Origin of the sequence: Camelimonas fluminis (assembly GCF_014656355.1) — a bacterium.
Taxonomy (GTDB): domain Bacteria; phylum Pseudomonadota; class Alphaproteobacteria; order Rhizobiales; family Beijerinckiaceae; genus Camelimonas; species Camelimonas fluminis.
Map to the genome: position 1 here is coordinate 138,968 of NZ_BNCG01000003.1, position 17,210 is coordinate 156,177.

Below are 17,210 nucleotides of genomic sequence, written 5' to 3' on the forward strand. Positions count from 1 at the left end.
TTCAGTTCGCCAGCGGGCAACCGCTTTCCTCTACGGTCATGAAGGCCTGGTTCCCGGGGATGGTGGCCAGGAGTTTATAGTAATCAAACGCTTGCTTGCTCTCCGAAGGCTTCTTGACTTCAAAAAGATACATGTCGTGGATCATGCGCCCGTTGGCGAGAACCTTGCCGTTGCGGCTGAAGGCGTCTTCAACAGGCATGGCGCGCAGCTTCGTCGCCACGGCGTCGGCGTCATCCGTACCCGCCGCCTCAATGGCCTTCAGGTACTGCAGCACGGCGGAATAGGTGCCGGCCTGGATCATGTTGGGCATGCGGCCCGTCACCTTCTGGTAGCGCTGGCCAAAGGCGCGCGCCTTGTCGTCCAGATCCCAGTAGAAACCCTCGCTCAGCACCAGGCCGTTGGCGGCTGGCAGGCCGAGGCCATGAACCTCCGACAGCGTGACCAGCAGCGACGCCAGGCGCTGGCCGCCCTGGACGATGCCAAACTCGGCCGCCTGCTTGATGGCGTTGGCGGTGTCCATGCCGGCGTTGGCCAGGCCAATGACCTTGGCGCCGGAGTTCTGGGCCTGAAGCAGGAAAGACGAGAAATCAGGGGCGTTCAGCGGGTGCCGCACCTGGCCGACGACGTTGCCGCCCTTTGATTTGACGAACTTGGCGGTCTGTTCTTCAAGCGAATGACCAAAAGCATAGTCGGCGGTCAGGAAGAACCAGTCCTTGCCGCCCTGCTCCACCAGCGCGCCGCCGACAGCCTTGGCCATGGCGTGGGTGTCGAACGCCCAGTGGAAGCCATAGGGCGAGCATTGCTTGCCGGTCAGCTCCGAGGTGGCGGCGCCAGTGACGATGTTGATGCGCTTCTTCTCGCGCGTGAGCTGCTGCACGGCGAGCGCGGCGGACGAGGAGGTCAGCTCGACAATGGCGTCGACCTTGTCGGCGTCATACCAGCGGCGAGCGATGCCGGCTGCGATATCAGCCTTGTTCTGGTGGTCGGCGTCAATCAGCTCCACCGGCGCGCCCAGAACCTTGCCGCCAAAATCTGCGATGGCGAGACGGGCGGCGGCGACTGATCCCTTGCCGCCGAAGTCCGCGTAAACGCCCGACTGGTCATTGAGAACGCCAATGCGGACAACGCCGTCTGAAATCTTGCCTGGGGCGGCAATCTTGCCTGGGGCGGCTCCCGGCTTTTCCTGCGCCTGCGCGCCGTGGGCGACGAGCACCGTGACCGCCGCGGCAGCCATGGCGACGCGCCTGATTCGGGCGCGAATCGTCACATTTCCAGCCATATTTCGCCTCCTGAACACACTGTGTTCATCGCTACAGTCTGCCCTGCGATGCTTTCAGTGCATAGGTCAATTTTTCGCTCTGAACGCTAATGACCTTGCCCTACAGCGACTTGTCAAGGCTGTTCACGCGAATCGGAGCCCCTCGCCCTACGAAGTGTCAACATGCTGTCGCTTTTTGATGTTTGCCACAATTCGACATTCTGACGGCTTGCACTTTTTGCCCGGGCCGGGTCACAGCGCCGCCACGTCATCATCATGATGTGCCTCTAACTGCGCTCCAGAATGAAGGCTCGACCAGTCTCGAAAGGATTGCGACATGGCAGACGCCGCCAGGCCGGATGCAAATGCGCCCAAAACCGGCAAGACCGACCCAGCTCCGGAGAAACAGGCGCCTGCCGGCACGAATTCTTCCCTAAAAAACGACCCGGCGCCGGGCGCCGCCACGACGAAGGCCCCTGAGCCCACTCCGGCGACGCCGGTGGCGGCGAGCGCCGGCAAGGCAGCCGCGCCTGCAGCGGGCAACGCGGGCAAGACGCCCGCGAAAGCATCCGCAGCAGCGAAAACATCCGCCCCGCCAGCGGTAAAGGACAGCGCGGCGCCGGCGGCCACGACGTCCCCGACCGGCAATCCGGCCACCGGAAAAGCGCCCGGCGCAGGCGCGCCTGCATCTGGAGCGGCCACCGCCACGCAATCCCCCGCAGTTGCGGCGGCGCCTGCCAAAGCCGCGCCCACGCCAGTGGCCTCGCCATCCGACAGGGTTGGTGCCATGGCGACGAACACGGAGAAGCCGGCCGCCAGCGCCGCCGCCACGCCCGGCCCCACGCCAGCCGGCTCCGCGAACTCCGCAACTGCGACCGCCGCCCCGTCTTCATACCAGCCGCGTCAGCCAACATCCGACTGGCGGCCCGATGGCGCGGCGACGTCAGCAAAACCATCCGCCCTGCGCCCCCTGCTGCTGGGCGCAGCCGGCGGCGTGCTGGCCGCCCTGGCCGTGGTGGCGATTGCCGGAACCGGGACCAGAACAGGCGGAGCGCCGGCGCCCGCCGCTGGCGACGGCAAGATCGCCACAGCGATGGAAGAACTCGAAAAGGAGCGCGCCGCCGCCACCGCCCGCAATTCCGCTGTTGAAACAGTGGAAAAAACCGCTGCCGGCTTGAGCGCGCGTCTGGACGCCCTGGAGCAGAAGGCCGGCGCCGCCGCCGTTCTGCCGGACGCCGTCGAGACCCGCCTCAAAACGCTTGAGCAGAAAATCGCCGGCCTGGAAAACGCCAGCCAGACTGGCCGCGTCGCCGGCGGACAGGGCGGCGCGCGCGAGGATGCGGCGATTGCCGGCCTCGACCGTCGCATCGCCGGCCTCGAACAGCGCCTTGCCGCAAACGGCGGGGGACGGAGCCAGATTGACCCGTCCGTGAGTTCCCAAAATCCGGCGGAGCGAACATCGCGACAGGAGGCGCCGCCACGACAGGAGGCGCCGCCGCGCGAGGAGCCAGCGCAGCAGGCGTATGCTCCCGGCAACGGGCCCCAGGATGGCCTGCGTCCCCCCGGCCTGATTCCCGAACCGGCGCAGCCGCCACGGCCAACGGGTCCGGTGCGCGGCTGGGTGCTGCACAATGTCTATGGCGGCGTCGCGGTGCTGGAAGGCCGCCACGCTGGCGTCGTCGAGGTGCGCCGCGGCCAGAACGTGCCTGGCCTTGGCCGCATCGCCGGCATCGAGCGACGCGGACAGCGCTGGATCGTCACCACCGACAGGGGTGTGATCTCCGCGCCAGCCTACTGAACCGGCTCGCCCAGAGCCAGGTCAGCACGAGACCCGCCGGGTCTCCCGCCAGGGGGACGCGGCGGCTTGACGGGCGGGAAAGGCAGGCGTAAGCCTTTCTCATCCGTGGTGATTTGGCCGGCCGGCTTGCAGCCACGTTAAATAATTCGCTAAAGGGCCGCGGACGTTTTTTTTGAGCGACCCGGCTTTCTGGCCGGGTTTTTTCATGTCCGCCCGGACCCCCGGCGTGGAGCATGATGCGCCACCGTGCGGCGCTGTTGTCGGGGAGACGATCGTGGCCATCAACCGCCCTCTTCATCCGGAATCACGTCTGGTTCACGCAGGATCGCTGCGCTCGCAGTTCGGCGAAACCTCGGAAGCCATGTTCCTGACCCAGGGGCATGTCTACGAGTCCGCCGAGGAATGCGAAGCCCGCTTCAAGGGCGAATTGCCGGGCTATCTCTACGCCCGGTTCTCGAACCCCACGGTCGAGATGTTTGAGCAGCGCATGGCGGCGCTGGAAGGCGCGGAAGCGGCGCGCGCCACCGCCTCCGGCATGGCCGCCGTCACCGCCGCCATTCTCGCCCAGGTCAGCGCTGGCGACCATGTGGTGGCCGCGAAGGCGCTGTTCGGCTCCTCGCGCTGGCTGACCGACGAACTGCTGCCGCGCTATGGCGTGGAAACCACGCTGGTCGACGGTGAAGACCTCGACCAGTGGCGCGCCGCCGTGCGGCCCAACACCCGGACGGCCCTGATCGAGAGCCCGGCCAATCCGACCCTAAGCATCGTCGACATCGCCGGCGTGGCGGAGATCGTCCATTCCGTCGGCGCCTCGCTGGTGGTGGACAACGTGTTCGCCACGCCATTGTGGCAAAGCCCGCTGGAACTGGGCGCCGATTGCGTCGTCTATTCGACCACCAAGCACATCGACGGTCAGGGGCGCTGTCTCGGCGGCGTCATTCTCGGCAGCCAGGCCTTCATCCAGGCGCACATCTTCAATTTCCTGCGCCAGACCGGTCCGGCGATGTCGCCGTTCAACGCCTGGGTGATGCTGAAGGGGCTGGAGACCCTCGCCGTGCGCGTGCGCCAGCAGACCGCCAACGCCGGCGCCGTCGCCGACGCCCTGGCGAGCCACCCCAAGATGTCGAAGCTGATCTATCCCGGCCGCGCCGACCATCCGCAGGCGGAGCTGATCGCCCGGCAGATGCGCGCCGGCTCGACGCTGGTGGCGCTGGAAGTAAAGGGCGGCAAGGAGGCGGCGTTCCGCTTCATGAACGCCCTGTCGCTGGTGAAGATTTCCAACAACCTCGGCGACGCCAAGAGCCTGATCACCCATCCGGCCACCACCACCCACCAGCGTTTCGACAATGCGGCGCGGGCGGCGATGGGCGTCTCGGACGGCCTGCTGCGGCTTTCGGTTGGCCTCGAACACGCCGACGACCTGATCGCCGATCTCGCGGACGCGCTCGACAGGGCGTGAGTTGTAAGCGGGGCCCTGGGCGTTTGGGCGCGGCGCGGCGGCGTGCTAACAAACAGGGCGGATCAGGAGCCGGTCCGGCCAGTCGGATCGGACGCGCTCCAGATCGCGCGTCTCCGGAAAATGGGCGATCATTTCCCCGGAGATGGCTTCTGGGGCAGAATTCCGTCGCCCGGTTCCGGGTTTTGCCTGTCGTTTTGATCCATGCGTTTTCCAGGCGCGAAGCGGCGTCCGCTTCACCGGAAAGCGCTCTGGAGCATTTTCTGTGAAACCGGATTCACAGAAACTGTTCCAACCCTTTGTATTGACGCATTTTCTTCACGAAAGGTGGGAGCCACTTTTCTCGAAAATGCTCTAGTGTGAGCGGCGCCCATGCAGACCTTCTTCGTCCAGATCAAATGCAAGCTTGGCCAGACCTACGCCGTGGCCAGCGCCCTCGCCGACCGCGAGATCGCCTCCGAGATCTATTCGATCGCCGGCGATTTCGACATTATCGCCAAGTTCCACGTGGATCGCGACGTGGACATCGGCCATTTCGTCGCCGAGAAGGTGCAGCCAATTCCCGGCATCGCCGATACCCGCACGCTCATCACCTTCAAGGCGTTCTGATATCCCGCCGTTTGGGGAGCGCCGCCGCCATATCCGCGATGCCCATCTACCCGCGATGCCCATGACCGCCGACAGCGTCTCCCGGACTGACGGCGCGCCCGCCGGGCGCGCGCCGCTGCTTGCGTTTCTCATCACCGAGGACTGGTTCTTCGCCTCGCATTTCCTGCCAATGGCGCGAGCGGCCCGGGAGATGGGCCTTGACGTGGTCATCATCACCCGGGTGCGCGAACACCGCGCCGTGCTCGAGGCGACTGGCGCGCGCGTCATCTCCCTGGAGGCCGAGCGCAAGAGCCTGAACCCGTTCGCGGTGCTGGCCAATGTCACGCGCCTCGCCGCCATCCTGAAACGTGAGAAGCCCGACATCCTGCACATGGTGGCGCTGCGACCAATCCTGGTCGGCGGCGTGGCGGCGCGGCGCGCCGGCGTGGCCCGTCGGGTGTTCGCCCTGACCGGCCTCGGCTTCCTCGGGGCCCGCAAGGATGCCGTGGGGGCCAATGCGGCGCGGGCGATCCGCGCCCTCGTGCGCGGACCGCTGGAGAACGGCACGACCCGTTATCTGTTCGAGAACCCTGACGACGCCGCCGGCCTTGATCTGGCGCCCGACGACCCGCGCGTGGTGATCGTCGGCGGCGCCGGCGTCGATCCGGAGCAGTTCGCCCCGGCGCCGCAGCCCGAAGGCCCGACGCTGCGCGTCGCCGTGGTGGCGCGGATGTTATGGTCGAAGGGCGTCGATCTGGCGGTGGAGGCGGTGCGCCTCGCCCAGGCGCGGGGGGCCGACGTCGCCCTGTCGCTCTACGGCGCCCCCGACCCGTCCAATCCGCGCGCCATTCCCGAGCCCACGCTGCGTGAATGGAACACGCGCCCGGGCGTGACCTGGCATGGCCGCACCAGCGACATCGCCGGCGTCTGGCGCGGCCACCATGTGGCGTTGCTGCCGTCACGCGGCGGCGAGGGGCTGCCGCGCACCCTGCTGGAGGCGGCGGCCTGCGGCCGCGCCGTCGTCACCACCGACGTGCCGGGCTGCCGCCATTTCGTCCGCGACGGCGTCGACGGCTTCATCGCGCCGCCGGACGATGCGGAGACGCTGGCGGACATTCTCGTGCGCCTCGCCGGTGATCGCGACCTCGTCCTGGCCTGTGGGGCGGCGGCGCGGGAGCGCCTGCTCTCCGGTTTTACCGAACGGCATGTGATGGAGCGCATCAAAGTCATGTACGCCAGCCTGCTGGACGCCCAGCCATGATCGACAACCACGACGCTTTCATCCGCGCCCACACCGCCGTCACGCCGACGCCGCACGCCCCGGAAATTTCACTGCATCTCGCCACCGAAGCGACGGAGCTGTGGAAGAAAACCGAGGAAGAGCTGGGCGAGATCGGCCTGCCACCGCCATTCTGGGCCTTCGCCTGGGCCGGCGGCCAGGCGCTGGCGCGCTATATTCTCGACCATCCTGAAACGGTCGCCGGAAAACGGGTGCTGGATTTCGCCTCCGGCTCTGGCCTTGTGGCGATCGCCGCCGCCCGCGCCGGCGCGGCCCAGGTGGAGGCGGTGGACATCGACCTGTTCTCCGCCAGCGCCATCGCCATCAACGCCGGCCTGAACAATGTCCGCATCGCGGTGCGAACCGACAATCTGCTCGGCGACCAGCACGATGGCGCGTGGCCTGCCGACGACTGGCGCGACGACGGTTGGGACGTCGTGCTCGCCGGCGACATCTGTTATGAACGCGATCTGGCGGCGCGGGTGATCGGCTGGCTGGAAGCGCTGGCCGAACGCGGCGCCAGCGTGGTGCTTGGCGACCCGGGTCGCAGCTATCTGCCGAAAGCCCGTCTCACCCAGGTCGCTGTCTATGAGGTGCCGGTAACGCGGGAACTGGAAGACAGCGAGGTGAAGCGCACCTGCGTCTGGCGGCTGCGGCGGGATTGAGGCGGTTCGCCCGGCCATTCATGCATTGAAGCGCGACGTTGCGGCGCGCTTTGGCGGGGTGGGTTTTGGCGGGATGGGTTTTGGCGGACTCTGACGAAGCGGGCTCCGGGTTGCGCCAGGAGGCGCCGGCGCCCACAATAAAGGCGAGCGGCGGCGGGACGTTCGCCAGGATCAGGATCATGACCATCAGGCACGGCCACGCGCAGCATGACGCCCATCACGGCGATCATGGCCACCACGACCACAGCCAGCACGATCATGACCATTGCGCCCACGCCGACGCGCGCCGCGAGCAGGCGCCGGTCGCCATGGCCGAGGCCGAGCGCCTGTGCCGCGAGCGCGGCGTGCGCCTGACCGATCTGCGCCGCTCGGTGCTGGCGGCGCTGTATGAAACCCACCGGCCGCTGGGCGCCTATGATCTGGCCGAGATACTGGCTGGCCAGTCAGGCAAGCGGATCGCCCCGGTCACCGTCTACCGGGTGCTGGAGTTTTTGACCGAACAGGGGTTCGTGCACCGTCTGGTGACGCGCAACGCCTTTATCGCCTGCCCGCACCAGCACGACGCCGGCGACGTCACCGTGTTCCTGATCTGCGCCCGCTGCGGCGGGGTCGATGAACTGGAATCGCCGGCGATCAACGCGGCGATCGGCGACCTGCTGAAGACATCGCAATTCACGCCGGCGGCGAAGATCGTCGAGATCGACGGCGTCTGCGCCCATTGCCACGGATCGGCCGACGCGCCGGGCGGCGCGGCATAACGCATTTCAGGTCCTACGCCCCATCATGCACCAGTCCTCCGCCATCCAGGTTTCCGCCCTCCCGGCGCGCGCGCCCTTTGACGCCGGCTTCGGCGTTTACGTGCACTGGCCGTTCTGCGCCTCCAAATGCCCCTATTGCGACTTCAACAGCCATGTGCGCCGGGCGCCCGTGGATGAGGCGCGCTATGTGGCGGCGTTCAAAACCGAGCTGGCGCACCGCGCCGCCATCGCTCCGGACCGCACGGTGTCCAGCATCTTCTTCGGCGGCGGCACCCCGTCCCTGATGAAAGGCGCGACGGTGGGCGCCATCATCGACGCCATCGCCGGCCTGTGGCCGGTGGCGCCGGACGCTGAAATCACCCTGGAAGCCAACCCCACCAGCGTCGAGGCCGGCCGGTTCCGCGACTACCGCGCCGCCGGCGTCAACCGCGTCTCGCTTGGCGTCCAGGCGCTCAACGACCCTGACCTGAAACGACTTGGCCGCCTGCACAGCGCTGGGGAGGCGCTGGCTGCGGTGCGCGTCGCCGGGGAGATTTTCGAGCGCTATTCGTTCGACCTGATTTACGCCCGCCCGCATCAGACCGCTGAGGCCTGGCGGGCCGAGCTGGAGCAGGCGATCGCGCACGCCGTCGAGCACCTGTCGCTGTACCAGCTGACCATCGAACCCGGCACCTGGTTCGACCGGCTGTATCGCGCCGGCAAGCTGACGACGCCGGACGAGGATCTGGCGCGAGCGTTGTGGGACGTGACCCAGGAGGTGTGCGACCGCCACGGCATGCCGGCCTATGAAGTATCGAATCACGCGCGCCCGGGCGCGGAAAGCCGGCACAATCTGGTCTACTGGCGCTACGGCGAATACGCCGGCGTTGGTCCAGGAGCCCATGGCCGACTGGTTGGCGCGGACGGACGCCTGGCCATGGCCACCGAACTGGCGCCGGAAAAATGGCTGGAGCAGGTGGAGCGCCAGGGTCACGGCCTGACCGAGACCGAGCGACTGACGCCTGAAGCCCAGGGCGACGAATATCTGGTGATGGGCCTGCGCCTTGCCGAGGGCATCGTCCCGGCGCGCTATGCAGCCCTCGCCGGCCGCTCCCTTGACGCTGGCCGGATTCGTGACCTGACGGAGCACGGACTGCTTCGCGCCGAAGGCGGGCGGCTGGCCATCACCCCCGCCGGCTTTCCGGTGCTGAACGCGGTGATCAGCCAGCTGGCGGCCTGAATCTTCCCGATATTTTTCTCCTGTCGGCCCCCTTGCCGACAGGAAATGATCGTCGCCCTCCCGCCATGAGACGGCGTTTTCGGGACGACGTGCTATGATGACGGCGTCGTTTCCACCTGGAACGTGGAAACAAATCACTTTCGGTTTGACACATTTTCTTCAGGCGAAGCGGTTTCGACTTCGCCTGAAACTGCTTTGAAGCGCGACGCGACGCGGCGGGGGAGCTGGACAATGGCTGAGACGCTCAAACACCGACGGCCGGACCAGGAGCACCGACAGCAGGGCGCCCATGGCGGCCCTTCGCGGCGCGAGGCGCAGCCGTCCCGCTTCACCGCCTTCGGCATGGCGGCCGAGGTCGAGCCCATCGCGCCCGGCCTGCATCTGGTGGCGACGCCGATTGGCAATCTGAAGGACATCTCCTTCCGCGCCCTGTCGACGCTGGCCGCCGCCGACGCCATCCTCGCCGAGGACACCCGCGTCACCCGCGTGCTGCTGGCGCACTACGGCGTGACCACGCCGCTGTTGAACTATCACGAGCACAACGCCGCCCAGATGCGCCCCAAAATCATGGCGCGACTGGCGGAGGGGCAAGCGCTGGCGCTGGTCTCCGACGCCGGCACGCCGCTGGTGTCGGACCCCGGCCACAAGCTGGTGGAGGATGCGCTGGCGCATGGCCACGCCGTCACCACCGCCCCCGGCCCTTCCGCGGTGCTCACCGGTCTCGTGCTCTCCGGCCTGCCCATGGACGCCTTCTTTTTCGGCGGCTTCCTGCCGACAAAACAGGCGGCGCGCAAACACCGTCTGCTTGAACTGGCAGGCGTGCCGGGCACGCTGGCGTTCTTCGAATCACCGCAACGGGTCGGCGACATGCTGGCGGACGCCGCCGGGGTGCTCGGCGATCGCCCTGCTGCCGTGGCCCGTGAACTGACCAAGATGTTCGAGAACGTGCGGCGCGGCCGGCTCAGCGAACTGGCGGCACAGTACGCCCAGGAGGGGCCGCCGCGCGGCGAGATCGTGGTGATGATTGGCGGGCCGGACCGGGCCCAGGCCGCCGCAGACGCCGGAGCTACGGTTGACGACCGTCTGCGCGCGTTGCTGCCGGCCCACTCCATGAAGGAGGCGGTGGCGCTGGTGACGGCGCAGACCGGTCTGCCGCGCAAGGAGGTTTACGCCCGCGCCCTGTTGCTGGACCGCGCCGACAGCGACGGCTGAACCGGTCGCCAGCCGATGCACGGTCGCCAGCGCATGAAGCACAATCGTCATCTGGCCAGCGGCGCGCGCGGCGCCAGCGCCGAGACCATTGCGGCGTGGCTGCTGCGCCTGAAAGGCTACCGCATCCTGGCGCGGCGGTTTCGCGCCGGGACCGGAGAGATCGACCTGATCGCGGCCCGGGGCGACGTCATTGCTTTCGTGGAAGTGAAGGCGCGGCGGCGCAGGGACGATGCGGCGATCGCCATCACGGCGGACAAACAGCGGCGCATCGCCAGCGCCGCCCGCATCTGGCTGGCGCGTCATCCAGGACTTGTGAACCGCACCTTGCGGCTGGACGCGGTGTTCATCGGCGAGCTGTCGTGGCGCACGCCCTGGCGCGCATTGCGCCATGGGGCTTCGGGCTGGCCGCGGCATCTCCGCAATATCGCGCCCCTGCCCTTTTAAAACCTGTTCTGGTCAGTATGGCCCGGAAACGGCTCCAGGTTTTCTGTTTGAACGCGCTCTGACGGCCAGACGGGTCCGGGTGGCCGGAGAGCGCTCCAGAACGCATTGCAGAACACCGGTGCGCGCCGTTGCGCCCGGAGCCTTCGCCGCCATAAATTGACGGCGCAGGGATTCTGGCGTCGCCAGGCCCGGGCATGATGAGATACGGCCTCTGACCTGTTGGACAGAGCCGGTTCTCGCGCCGCCGGAGCGGTCCGCTGTCAGGCGGACGTGACAGGCCTCCGGCATCCTGATTTGTCGCGCTTCCGGCGAAGCGAACGTCGCCCAGCCGGATGCGCCCTGACGCGAGGCCCCCATGGTCCTGAATGTTGCGGTCCAGATGGACCCGATTGAGCGCATCAACATCACCGGCGACTCCACTTTCGCCATGCTGCTGGAAGCGCAGGCCCGGGGGCACCGGCTGTTCTACTACACGCCGGACCAGCTCTCGATGCGCAATGGCGAAGTCAGCGCGCCGATGCGCACGCTGCAGGTGCGGGACGTGGCCGGCGACCATTTCACCGTCGGCGACGCCGAACGCACGCCGCTGGAGCAGCTGGACGTGGTGCTGATGCGCCAGGACCCGCCGTTCGACCTGGCCTACATCACCGCGACGCATCTGCTGGAGCGCATTCACCCCAAAGTGCTGGTGGTCAACGATCCGGCCGAGGTGCGCAACGCGCCGGAGAAGATCTTCGTCACCCATTTCCCACAACTGATGCCGCCGACCCTCATCAGCCGGGACAAGGCGGAAATCGAGGCGTTCCGCCGCGAGTACGGAGCCATCGTCATGAAGCCGCTGCACGGCCACGGCGGCGCGGCGGTGCTTCGGGTGCTGCCGGAGGACCCGAACTTCGGCTCGATGTTCGACCTGTTCTCGGTGACGTTCCGCGAGCCCTGGGTGATCCAGCGCTTCCTGCCGGAGGTCACACAGGGCGACAAGCGCATCATCCTGGTCGAGGGCAAGGCGCTGGGCGCCGTCAACCGGGTGCCCGCCCCCAATGACATCCGCTCCAACATGGTGCGCGGCGGCGCCGCCAACGCCACGGAGCTGACCGAACGTGAGCGTGAGATCTGCGAGACCATCGGACCGGAGCTGGCCAGGCGCGGCCTGATCTTTGTCGGCATCGACGTGATCGATGGAAATCTCACCGAAATCAACGTCACCTCGCCCACCGGCATCCGGGCGATCCGACGCATCGGCGGCCCGGATCTTGCTTCAGCCATGTGGGACGCCATCGAGGCGCGCCGGGCCTGACGACCAGGGCTGGCCTGCAGAATGCATGGTCCGGCGCGGTGCGCCGCGCCGAGACATGTCATGGAGCTTTTCGCTTGAACCAGGCCGCCGAAACCGTTGCTGTTCCAGCCTTGCCCGACGCGCCAGCGGACGGCGCTGCGCTGACGGACGCCGTGATGGCGCTGGCCGATGCGCACGGCGACGACCTCGACGGCCTGCGCCGCGCCCTGCTGGCCCTGCTGCGGCAGACACTGGCGGACGGGCGCGCGGCGGCGCGGACCAAACTGCTGGAGGAGCGCGACGGACTGCGCGGCGCCCGCCGGCTGTCGTGGCTGATGGATTCCATCGTGCAGGCGCTGCACGCGGTGTTCACCCGGCGGTTTTTTCCTGTCAGCAATCCCTCCACCAGCGAGCGGCTGGCCGTCGTCGCCACCGGCGGCTATGGCCGGGGCACGATGGCGCCCGGCTCGGACGTGGATCTGCTGTTCCTCACGCCCTGGAAGCCAACGCCATGGGGCGAGAGCATCGTCGAGGCGGTGCTTTACCTGCTGTGGGACCTGAAGCTGAAGGTCGGCCACGCCACCCGCTCCATTGATGAGTGCATCCGCGAAAGCCGCGGCGACCTGACGATCCGCACCTCGATTCTGGAGGCGCGGCTGGTGGCCGGCGACGCGGCGCTGTTCGAAGACATGGCCCGGCGTTTCGACGCCGAGGTGGTGGAAGGCACGGCGGCGGAATTTGTCGAGGCCAAGCTGGGCGAACGCGACGCCCGCCTGCGCCAGGCCGGCGCGGTGTCGCGCTATGTGGTCGAACCCAACGTCAAGGAAGGCAAGGGCGGCCTGCGCGATCTGAATACGCTGTTCTGGATCGGCAAATATGTCTACCGGGTGCGCGACGCGCGCGAACTGGTGCGGGCCGGACTGTTCCTGCGCCAGGAATATGCGCGCTTCAACGAATGCGAGGAATTTCTGTGGCGGGTGCGCTGCCACATGCATTTCATCACCGGCCGCGCCGAGGAGCGGCTGTCGTTCGATCTGCAGCCCCAGGTGGCGGCCGAGCTCGGTTACACCGACCACGGCGCCCTCTCCGGCGTTGAGCGGTTCATGAAGCGCTACTTCCTCATCGCCAAGGACGTGGGCGATCTCACCGCCATCGTCTGCGCCGCCATGGAGGCGCAACACGCCAAGAAGCGGCCGATGCTGGATCGCTTCATGAACCGGCTGAAGCCGGCGGCGCGGCTCAGATCCGCCGACTTCCTGCTGGAAGGCGACCGCATCACCGTGCGTTCCGAGGACGTGTTCCGCAACGATCCGGTCAATCTGGTGCGGCTGTTCTCGCTGGCGCAGCAGCACAATCTGGCGCTGCATCCCCACGCCAGCCGCCTGGTCACCCGGTCGCTGAAGCTGATGACCAGGGCGATCCGCGAGGACAGGGAAGCCAACCGGCTGTTCCTGGGCATCCTGACATCGAAAAATTCGCCGGAAGCGGTGCTGCGCGCCATGAACGAAACCGGCGTGCTCGGCCGGTTCATCCCGGAATTTGGCCGGGTCGTCGCGATGATGCAGTTCAACATGTATCACCACTACACGGTGGACGAGCATCTGCTGCGGGCGACTGGCGTGCTGGCCGAAATCGACGCCGGGCGCATGCAGGACGAGCACCCGGTGTCCAACCGGATCATCCGCACGCTGCAGCACCGGCGCGTGCTGTATGTGGCGGTGTTCCTGCACGACATCGCCAAGGGCCGCCCGGAGGACCATTCCATCGCCGGCGCGCGCGTCGCCCGGCGGCTGTGTCCGCGCCTGGGCCTGACGCGCACGGAGACCGAACTGGTCGCCTGGCTGATCGAGCATCATCTGCTGATGTCGATGACGGCGCAGAGCCGCGACCTCGCCGACCCGGTGACCATCGACACCTTTGGCCAGGTCATCCAGACGGTGGAGCGCCTGAAGCTGCTGATGATCCTGACCGTCGCCGACATCAAGGCGGTGGGACCGGGCGTCTGGAACGGCTGGAAGGGCGAGTTGCTGCGGACGCTGTATTTCGAGACCGAAAGTTACATCACCGGCGGCCACGGCGACACGGCGCGCAACGAGCGCATCCGCAACGCCCAGGAGGCGCTGCGGGCGCTGCTGCCAACGTGGAGCGACGCGGACTTCGAGGCCTACGCCGCCCGGCACTATCCCGCCTACTGGCTGAAGGTAAACCCCGAGCGCAAGGCGCGGCAGGCAGACCTGTTCCGCAGGACGACGGCGGATGGGCACACCACCGCCACGGCCGTGGTCACCGACCAGTTTCGCGGCGTCACCGAACTGACCGTCATGGCGCCGGACCATCCGCGCCTTCTGGCGATCATCACCGGCGCCTGCGCCGCGGCGGGCGGCAACATCGTCGACGCGCAGATTTTCACGACCGCCGACGGCATCGCCCTCGACACCATTTTCATCTCGCGCGCCTTTGTTGAGGACGCGGATGAGTTGCGGCGCGGCGAGCGCATCGGCGAGGCCATGGTGCGGGCGCTGAAGGGCGAGGTGAAGATCGCCGATCTGGTGGCGGCGCGCGGTTCGAAAACCCGGACGCGGCCGTTCCGGATCGATCCGGAAGTCATCATCGACAACAGCCTGTCGAACCGCGAGACGGTGCTGGAGGTCTCCTGTCTCGACCGCACCGGCCTGCTCTACGATCTGACCACGGCGATCGGCGGCCTCAACCTGAACATTTCATCGGCGCACATCGTGACTTTTGGCGAACATGCGGTCGACACCTTCTACGTCACCGACCTGACCAACGCCAAAATCGTTGCGCCGTCACGCCAGGCGGCCATCCGGCGCCGTTTGCTCGAAGCGTTGAAAGCGCCGGCGGCGGCAGGCGGCCAGGGCGCGCGCAAAACGGGCGGCCGCACGGTCGCGCCTTGATTTTGCGGACAGGCCATCTGATATGGCTGTCAATTCCTTTCCCTATTCAACCAGCCGGGTGACATGAACCAGAAGCCGAATGAAGACCGGGACGACCCGGTCGCCACGCCAGATCAGGAAACCCCCGTCTCCGCGGAAACCGGCGCTGATGGGGCGCAACGTGACCCGGGCGAGGTGATCGCCGCCCTGGCCGCCGAGAACGCCGAACTGAAGGACAGGTCGCTGCGCGCGCTGGCGGACGTGGAGAACATGCGCCGCCGCACCCAGAAGGAAGTGGCCGACGCCCGCGCCTATGGCGCGACCAATTTCGCCCGCGACATGCTGACGGTCGTCGACAACATCAGCCGGGCGCTGGAAGCCGTGCCGGAGGCTGATCGCGGCGCGCTGGACGAGCGGACGCGCGGCCTGGTGGAAGGCATCGAGCTGACCCAGCGCGACATGCTGAAGAACCTTGAGCGCCATGGCGTGAAGATGGTGTCGCCGCTCGGCGAACGCTTCGATCCCAATCTGCATCAGGCCATGTTCGAGGCGCCCGATCCGTCGGTGCCGAACGGCACGGTGGTGCAGGTGCTGCAGGTAGGCTTCACCATCGCCGACCGGGTGCTGCGCCCGGCGCTGGTGGGCGTTTCCAAGGGCGGCCCGAAAGCCGGCGCCGAGGCGCCGCAGACCGGCAACGCCTGAGAAAAACAGGCGCGGGCGCGCCCGCGCGCTACGAACAGACATTCCGGCCCGGGGCGTTTGCTCCGGGCTTTTTATTGCCGGATCAGGACACGCCGTCGTCAACACATCCCCAGGACTGGCCACAGGGCTGGCGATGGCTCACGTCAATAAAGGCGCCAAAGTCAAATCCGGGACGCGATCTGACCAATCACCCCGAACGCGCCCTGGAAACCGCGCCGGCGCCAAACCGCTGTTCGATATAGTCCTCGACCATCACGCGGAAATCAGCGGCAATGCCGGGGCCGCGCAGGGTGGTCGCCTTGGCGCCGTCGATGAACACGGGCGCCGCCGGGCTCTCGCCGGTGCCAGGCAGGGAAATGCCGATGTCGGCGTGCTTGGATTCGCCAGGGCCGTTCACGATGCAGCCCATCACCGCCACATTGAGATTCTCGACCCCCGGATAGCGCTGCTTCCACGTCGGCATGGACGTAACGATCCAGTCCTGGATATCGCGGGCCAGCTCCTGGAACACCGTGGAGGTGGTGCGGCCGCAGCCAGGACAGGCCGCCACCAGCGGCACGAAGGTGCGGAAACCCATGGTCTGGAGCAGTTCCTGGGCGGTGCGCACCTCAACCGTGCGGTCGCCGCCAGGCTCCGGCGTCAGCGAGAAGCGAATGGTGTCGCCGATGCCTTGCTGCAGCAGGATGCCGATGGCGGCGGACGAGGCGACAATGCCCTTGCTGCCCATGCCCGCCTCGGTGAGGCCGAGGTGAATGGCGTAGTCGGCGCGGCGCGACAGCTCGCGGTAGACGGCGATCAGATCCTGCACCGCCGAGACCTTGGCCGACAGGATGATGCGGTCGCGACCCAGCCCCATCTCTTCCGCCCGCTCGGCTGAGCGCAGGGCCGACTGGATCATTGCCTCGCGGGTGATGGCCCGGGCGTCGCGCGGCGTGGCCGATCCGGCGTTCTCGTCCATCAGCGACGTCAGCAATTCCTGATCCAGCGAGCCCCAGTTGGCGCCGATGCGCACCGGCTTGTCGAAACGCAACGCCATTTCGATGATGGCGCCGAACTGCCGGTCGCGCTTGTCCTTGAAGCCGACATTGCCGGGGTTGATGCGATATTTGGCCAGCGCCTCGGCGCAGGCGGGATGATCCGCCAGCAACTTGTGGCCGATGTAATGGAAATCGCCGACCAGCGGCACGTTGACGCCGATGCGCGCCAGCCGGTCGCGAATGCGCGGCACGGCCGCTGCGGCCTCATCGCGGTCGACGGTGATGCGCACGAGTTCCGAGCCGGCGTTGGCCAACGCCGCCACCTGGCGAACCGTGGCGTCGATATCCGCCGTGTCCGTATTGGTCATCGACTGGACAACGATGGGCGCGCCGCCGCCAACCTGAACCTCGCCCACCATGACGCCGACTGTCGGCCGGCGCAGGGCCGGACCTGCAACATCGGGATCCTGCGACGCCGCGAGGTCGGCGGGGCAATTGGATGGGGAAGTCGGCAACGGGGCGATGGTCACTGCGTCGTCCTGGATAGTGGGCGCCGGTTTGCTGGCGTCGGGGGTTATAGCGCCAAATGCCCCGCCCGCACAGGGAGCTTCGCGCATGCGGGCCGCGCCGGCCTGGCGTTGGAACTCCCGGTCTGGGCAAACGCTCGAGGAAGCGCGCAGATTC

General features: G+C 67.5%; 14 protein-coding genes and 1 riboswitch. Of the genes, 12 read left to right on the top strand and 2 right to left on the bottom strand.

Annotation, left to right across the window (positions count from 1 at the left end; all coding sequences use genetic code 11):
- Position 1: 1 nt before the first annotated feature.
- Positions 2-1,156, bottom strand: coding sequence for an ABC transporter substrate-binding protein (locus IE243_RS05895; protein WP_308432023.1), 1,155 nt, complete (start codon positions 1,154-1,156; stop codon positions 2-4).
- 439 nt (positions 1,157-1,595) lie between these two features.
- Between IE243_RS05895 and IE243_RS05900 the strand changes: the two genes are divergently transcribed.
- From IE243_RS05900 to grpE, 12 genes are all read left to right on the top strand, one after another.
- A complete protein-coding gene (locus tag IE243_RS05900; RefSeq protein ID WP_191318415.1) occupies positions 1,596-3,056 on the top strand; it encodes a hypothetical protein in 1,461 nt (486 codons plus the stop codon).
- Between the two features lie 95 nt (positions 3,057-3,151).
- Positions 3,152-3,229, top strand: a riboswitch (SAM riboswitch).
- 101 nt (positions 3,230-3,330) lie between these two features.
- Positions 3,331-4,515 (top strand): O-succinylhomoserine sulfhydrylase, encoded by a 1,185-nt coding sequence (locus tag IE243_RS05905; protein ID WP_244642837.1) that lies wholly within the window; start codon positions 3,331-3,333, stop codon positions 4,513-4,515.
- A 369-nt stretch (positions 4,516-4,884) separates the two neighbouring features.
- Positions 4,885-5,121: an Lrp/AsnC ligand binding domain-containing protein gene (locus tag IE243_RS05910; protein WP_191318417.1), complete on the top strand. Its 237-nt coding sequence runs from the start codon at positions 4,885-4,887 to the stop codon at positions 5,119-5,121.
- A gap of 61 nt (positions 5,122-5,182) precedes the next feature.
- Entirely contained in the window at positions 5,183-6,361 is a 1,179-nt protein-coding gene (locus tag IE243_RS05915; protein ID WP_191318418.1) for a glycosyltransferase family 4 protein, read from the top strand.
- Positions 6,358-7,044 (top strand): class I SAM-dependent methyltransferase, encoded by a 687-nt coding sequence (locus tag IE243_RS05920; RefSeq protein WP_191318419.1) that lies wholly within the window; start codon positions 6,358-6,360, stop codon positions 7,042-7,044. Before IE243_RS05915 ends, IE243_RS05920 begins: the two co-directional genes overlap by 4 nt.
- 179 nt (positions 7,045-7,223) lie before the next feature.
- A complete protein-coding gene (locus IE243_RS05925) occupies positions 7,224-7,802 on the top strand; it encodes a Fur family transcriptional regulator (protein ID WP_244642839.1) in 579 nt (192 codons plus the stop codon).
- Positions 7,803-7,827: 25 nt separating this feature from the next.
- Positions 7,828-9,021 carry a radical SAM family heme chaperone HemW gene (gene hemW, locus IE243_RS05930; protein WP_191318420.1) on the top strand — a complete coding sequence of 398 codons (1,194 nt, stop codon included), beginning with the start codon at positions 7,828-7,830 and terminating at the stop codon, positions 9,019-9,021.
- A gap of 342 nt (positions 9,022-9,363) precedes the next feature.
- A complete protein-coding gene (gene rsmI, locus IE243_RS05935; protein WP_244642900.1) occupies positions 9,364-10,233 on the top strand; it encodes a 16S rRNA (cytidine(1402)-2'-O)-methyltransferase in 870 nt (289 codons plus the stop codon).
- Positions 10,234-10,266: 33 nt separating this feature from the next.
- Entirely contained in the window at positions 10,267-10,677 is a 411-nt protein-coding gene (locus IE243_RS05940; RefSeq protein WP_191318422.1) for a YraN family protein, read from the top strand.
- A 355-nt stretch (positions 10,678-11,032) separates the two neighbouring features.
- Positions 11,033-11,974 carry a glutathione synthase gene (gshB, locus tag IE243_RS05945; protein ID WP_191318423.1) on the top strand — a complete coding sequence of 314 codons (942 nt, stop codon included), beginning with the start codon at positions 11,033-11,035 and terminating at the stop codon, positions 11,972-11,974.
- 155 nt (positions 11,975-12,129) lie between these two features.
- On the top strand, positions 12,130-14,868 hold the full coding sequence (locus IE243_RS05950) for a [protein-PII] uridylyltransferase (protein ID WP_191318647.1): 2,739 nt from the start codon (positions 12,130-12,132) through the stop codon (positions 14,866-14,868).
- Positions 14,869-14,931: 63 nt separating this feature from the next.
- The gene (grpE, locus tag IE243_RS05955) at positions 14,932-15,549 is read left to right on the top strand and encodes a nucleotide exchange factor GrpE (RefSeq protein WP_191318424.1); all 618 of its coding nucleotides are present in this window, start codon (positions 14,932-14,934) and stop codon (positions 15,547-15,549) included.
- A 187-nt stretch (positions 15,550-15,736) separates the two neighbouring features.
- Here the strand turns inward: grpE and ispG are convergent, their stop codons facing one another.
- The gene (gene ispG, locus IE243_RS05960; RefSeq protein ID WP_373301584.1) at positions 15,737-17,056 is read right to left on the bottom strand and encodes a flavodoxin-dependent (E)-4-hydroxy-3-methylbut-2-enyl-diphosphate synthase; all 1,320 of its coding nucleotides are present in this window, start codon (positions 17,054-17,056) and stop codon (positions 15,737-15,739) included.
- Positions 17,057-17,210 lie beyond the last annotated feature (154 nt).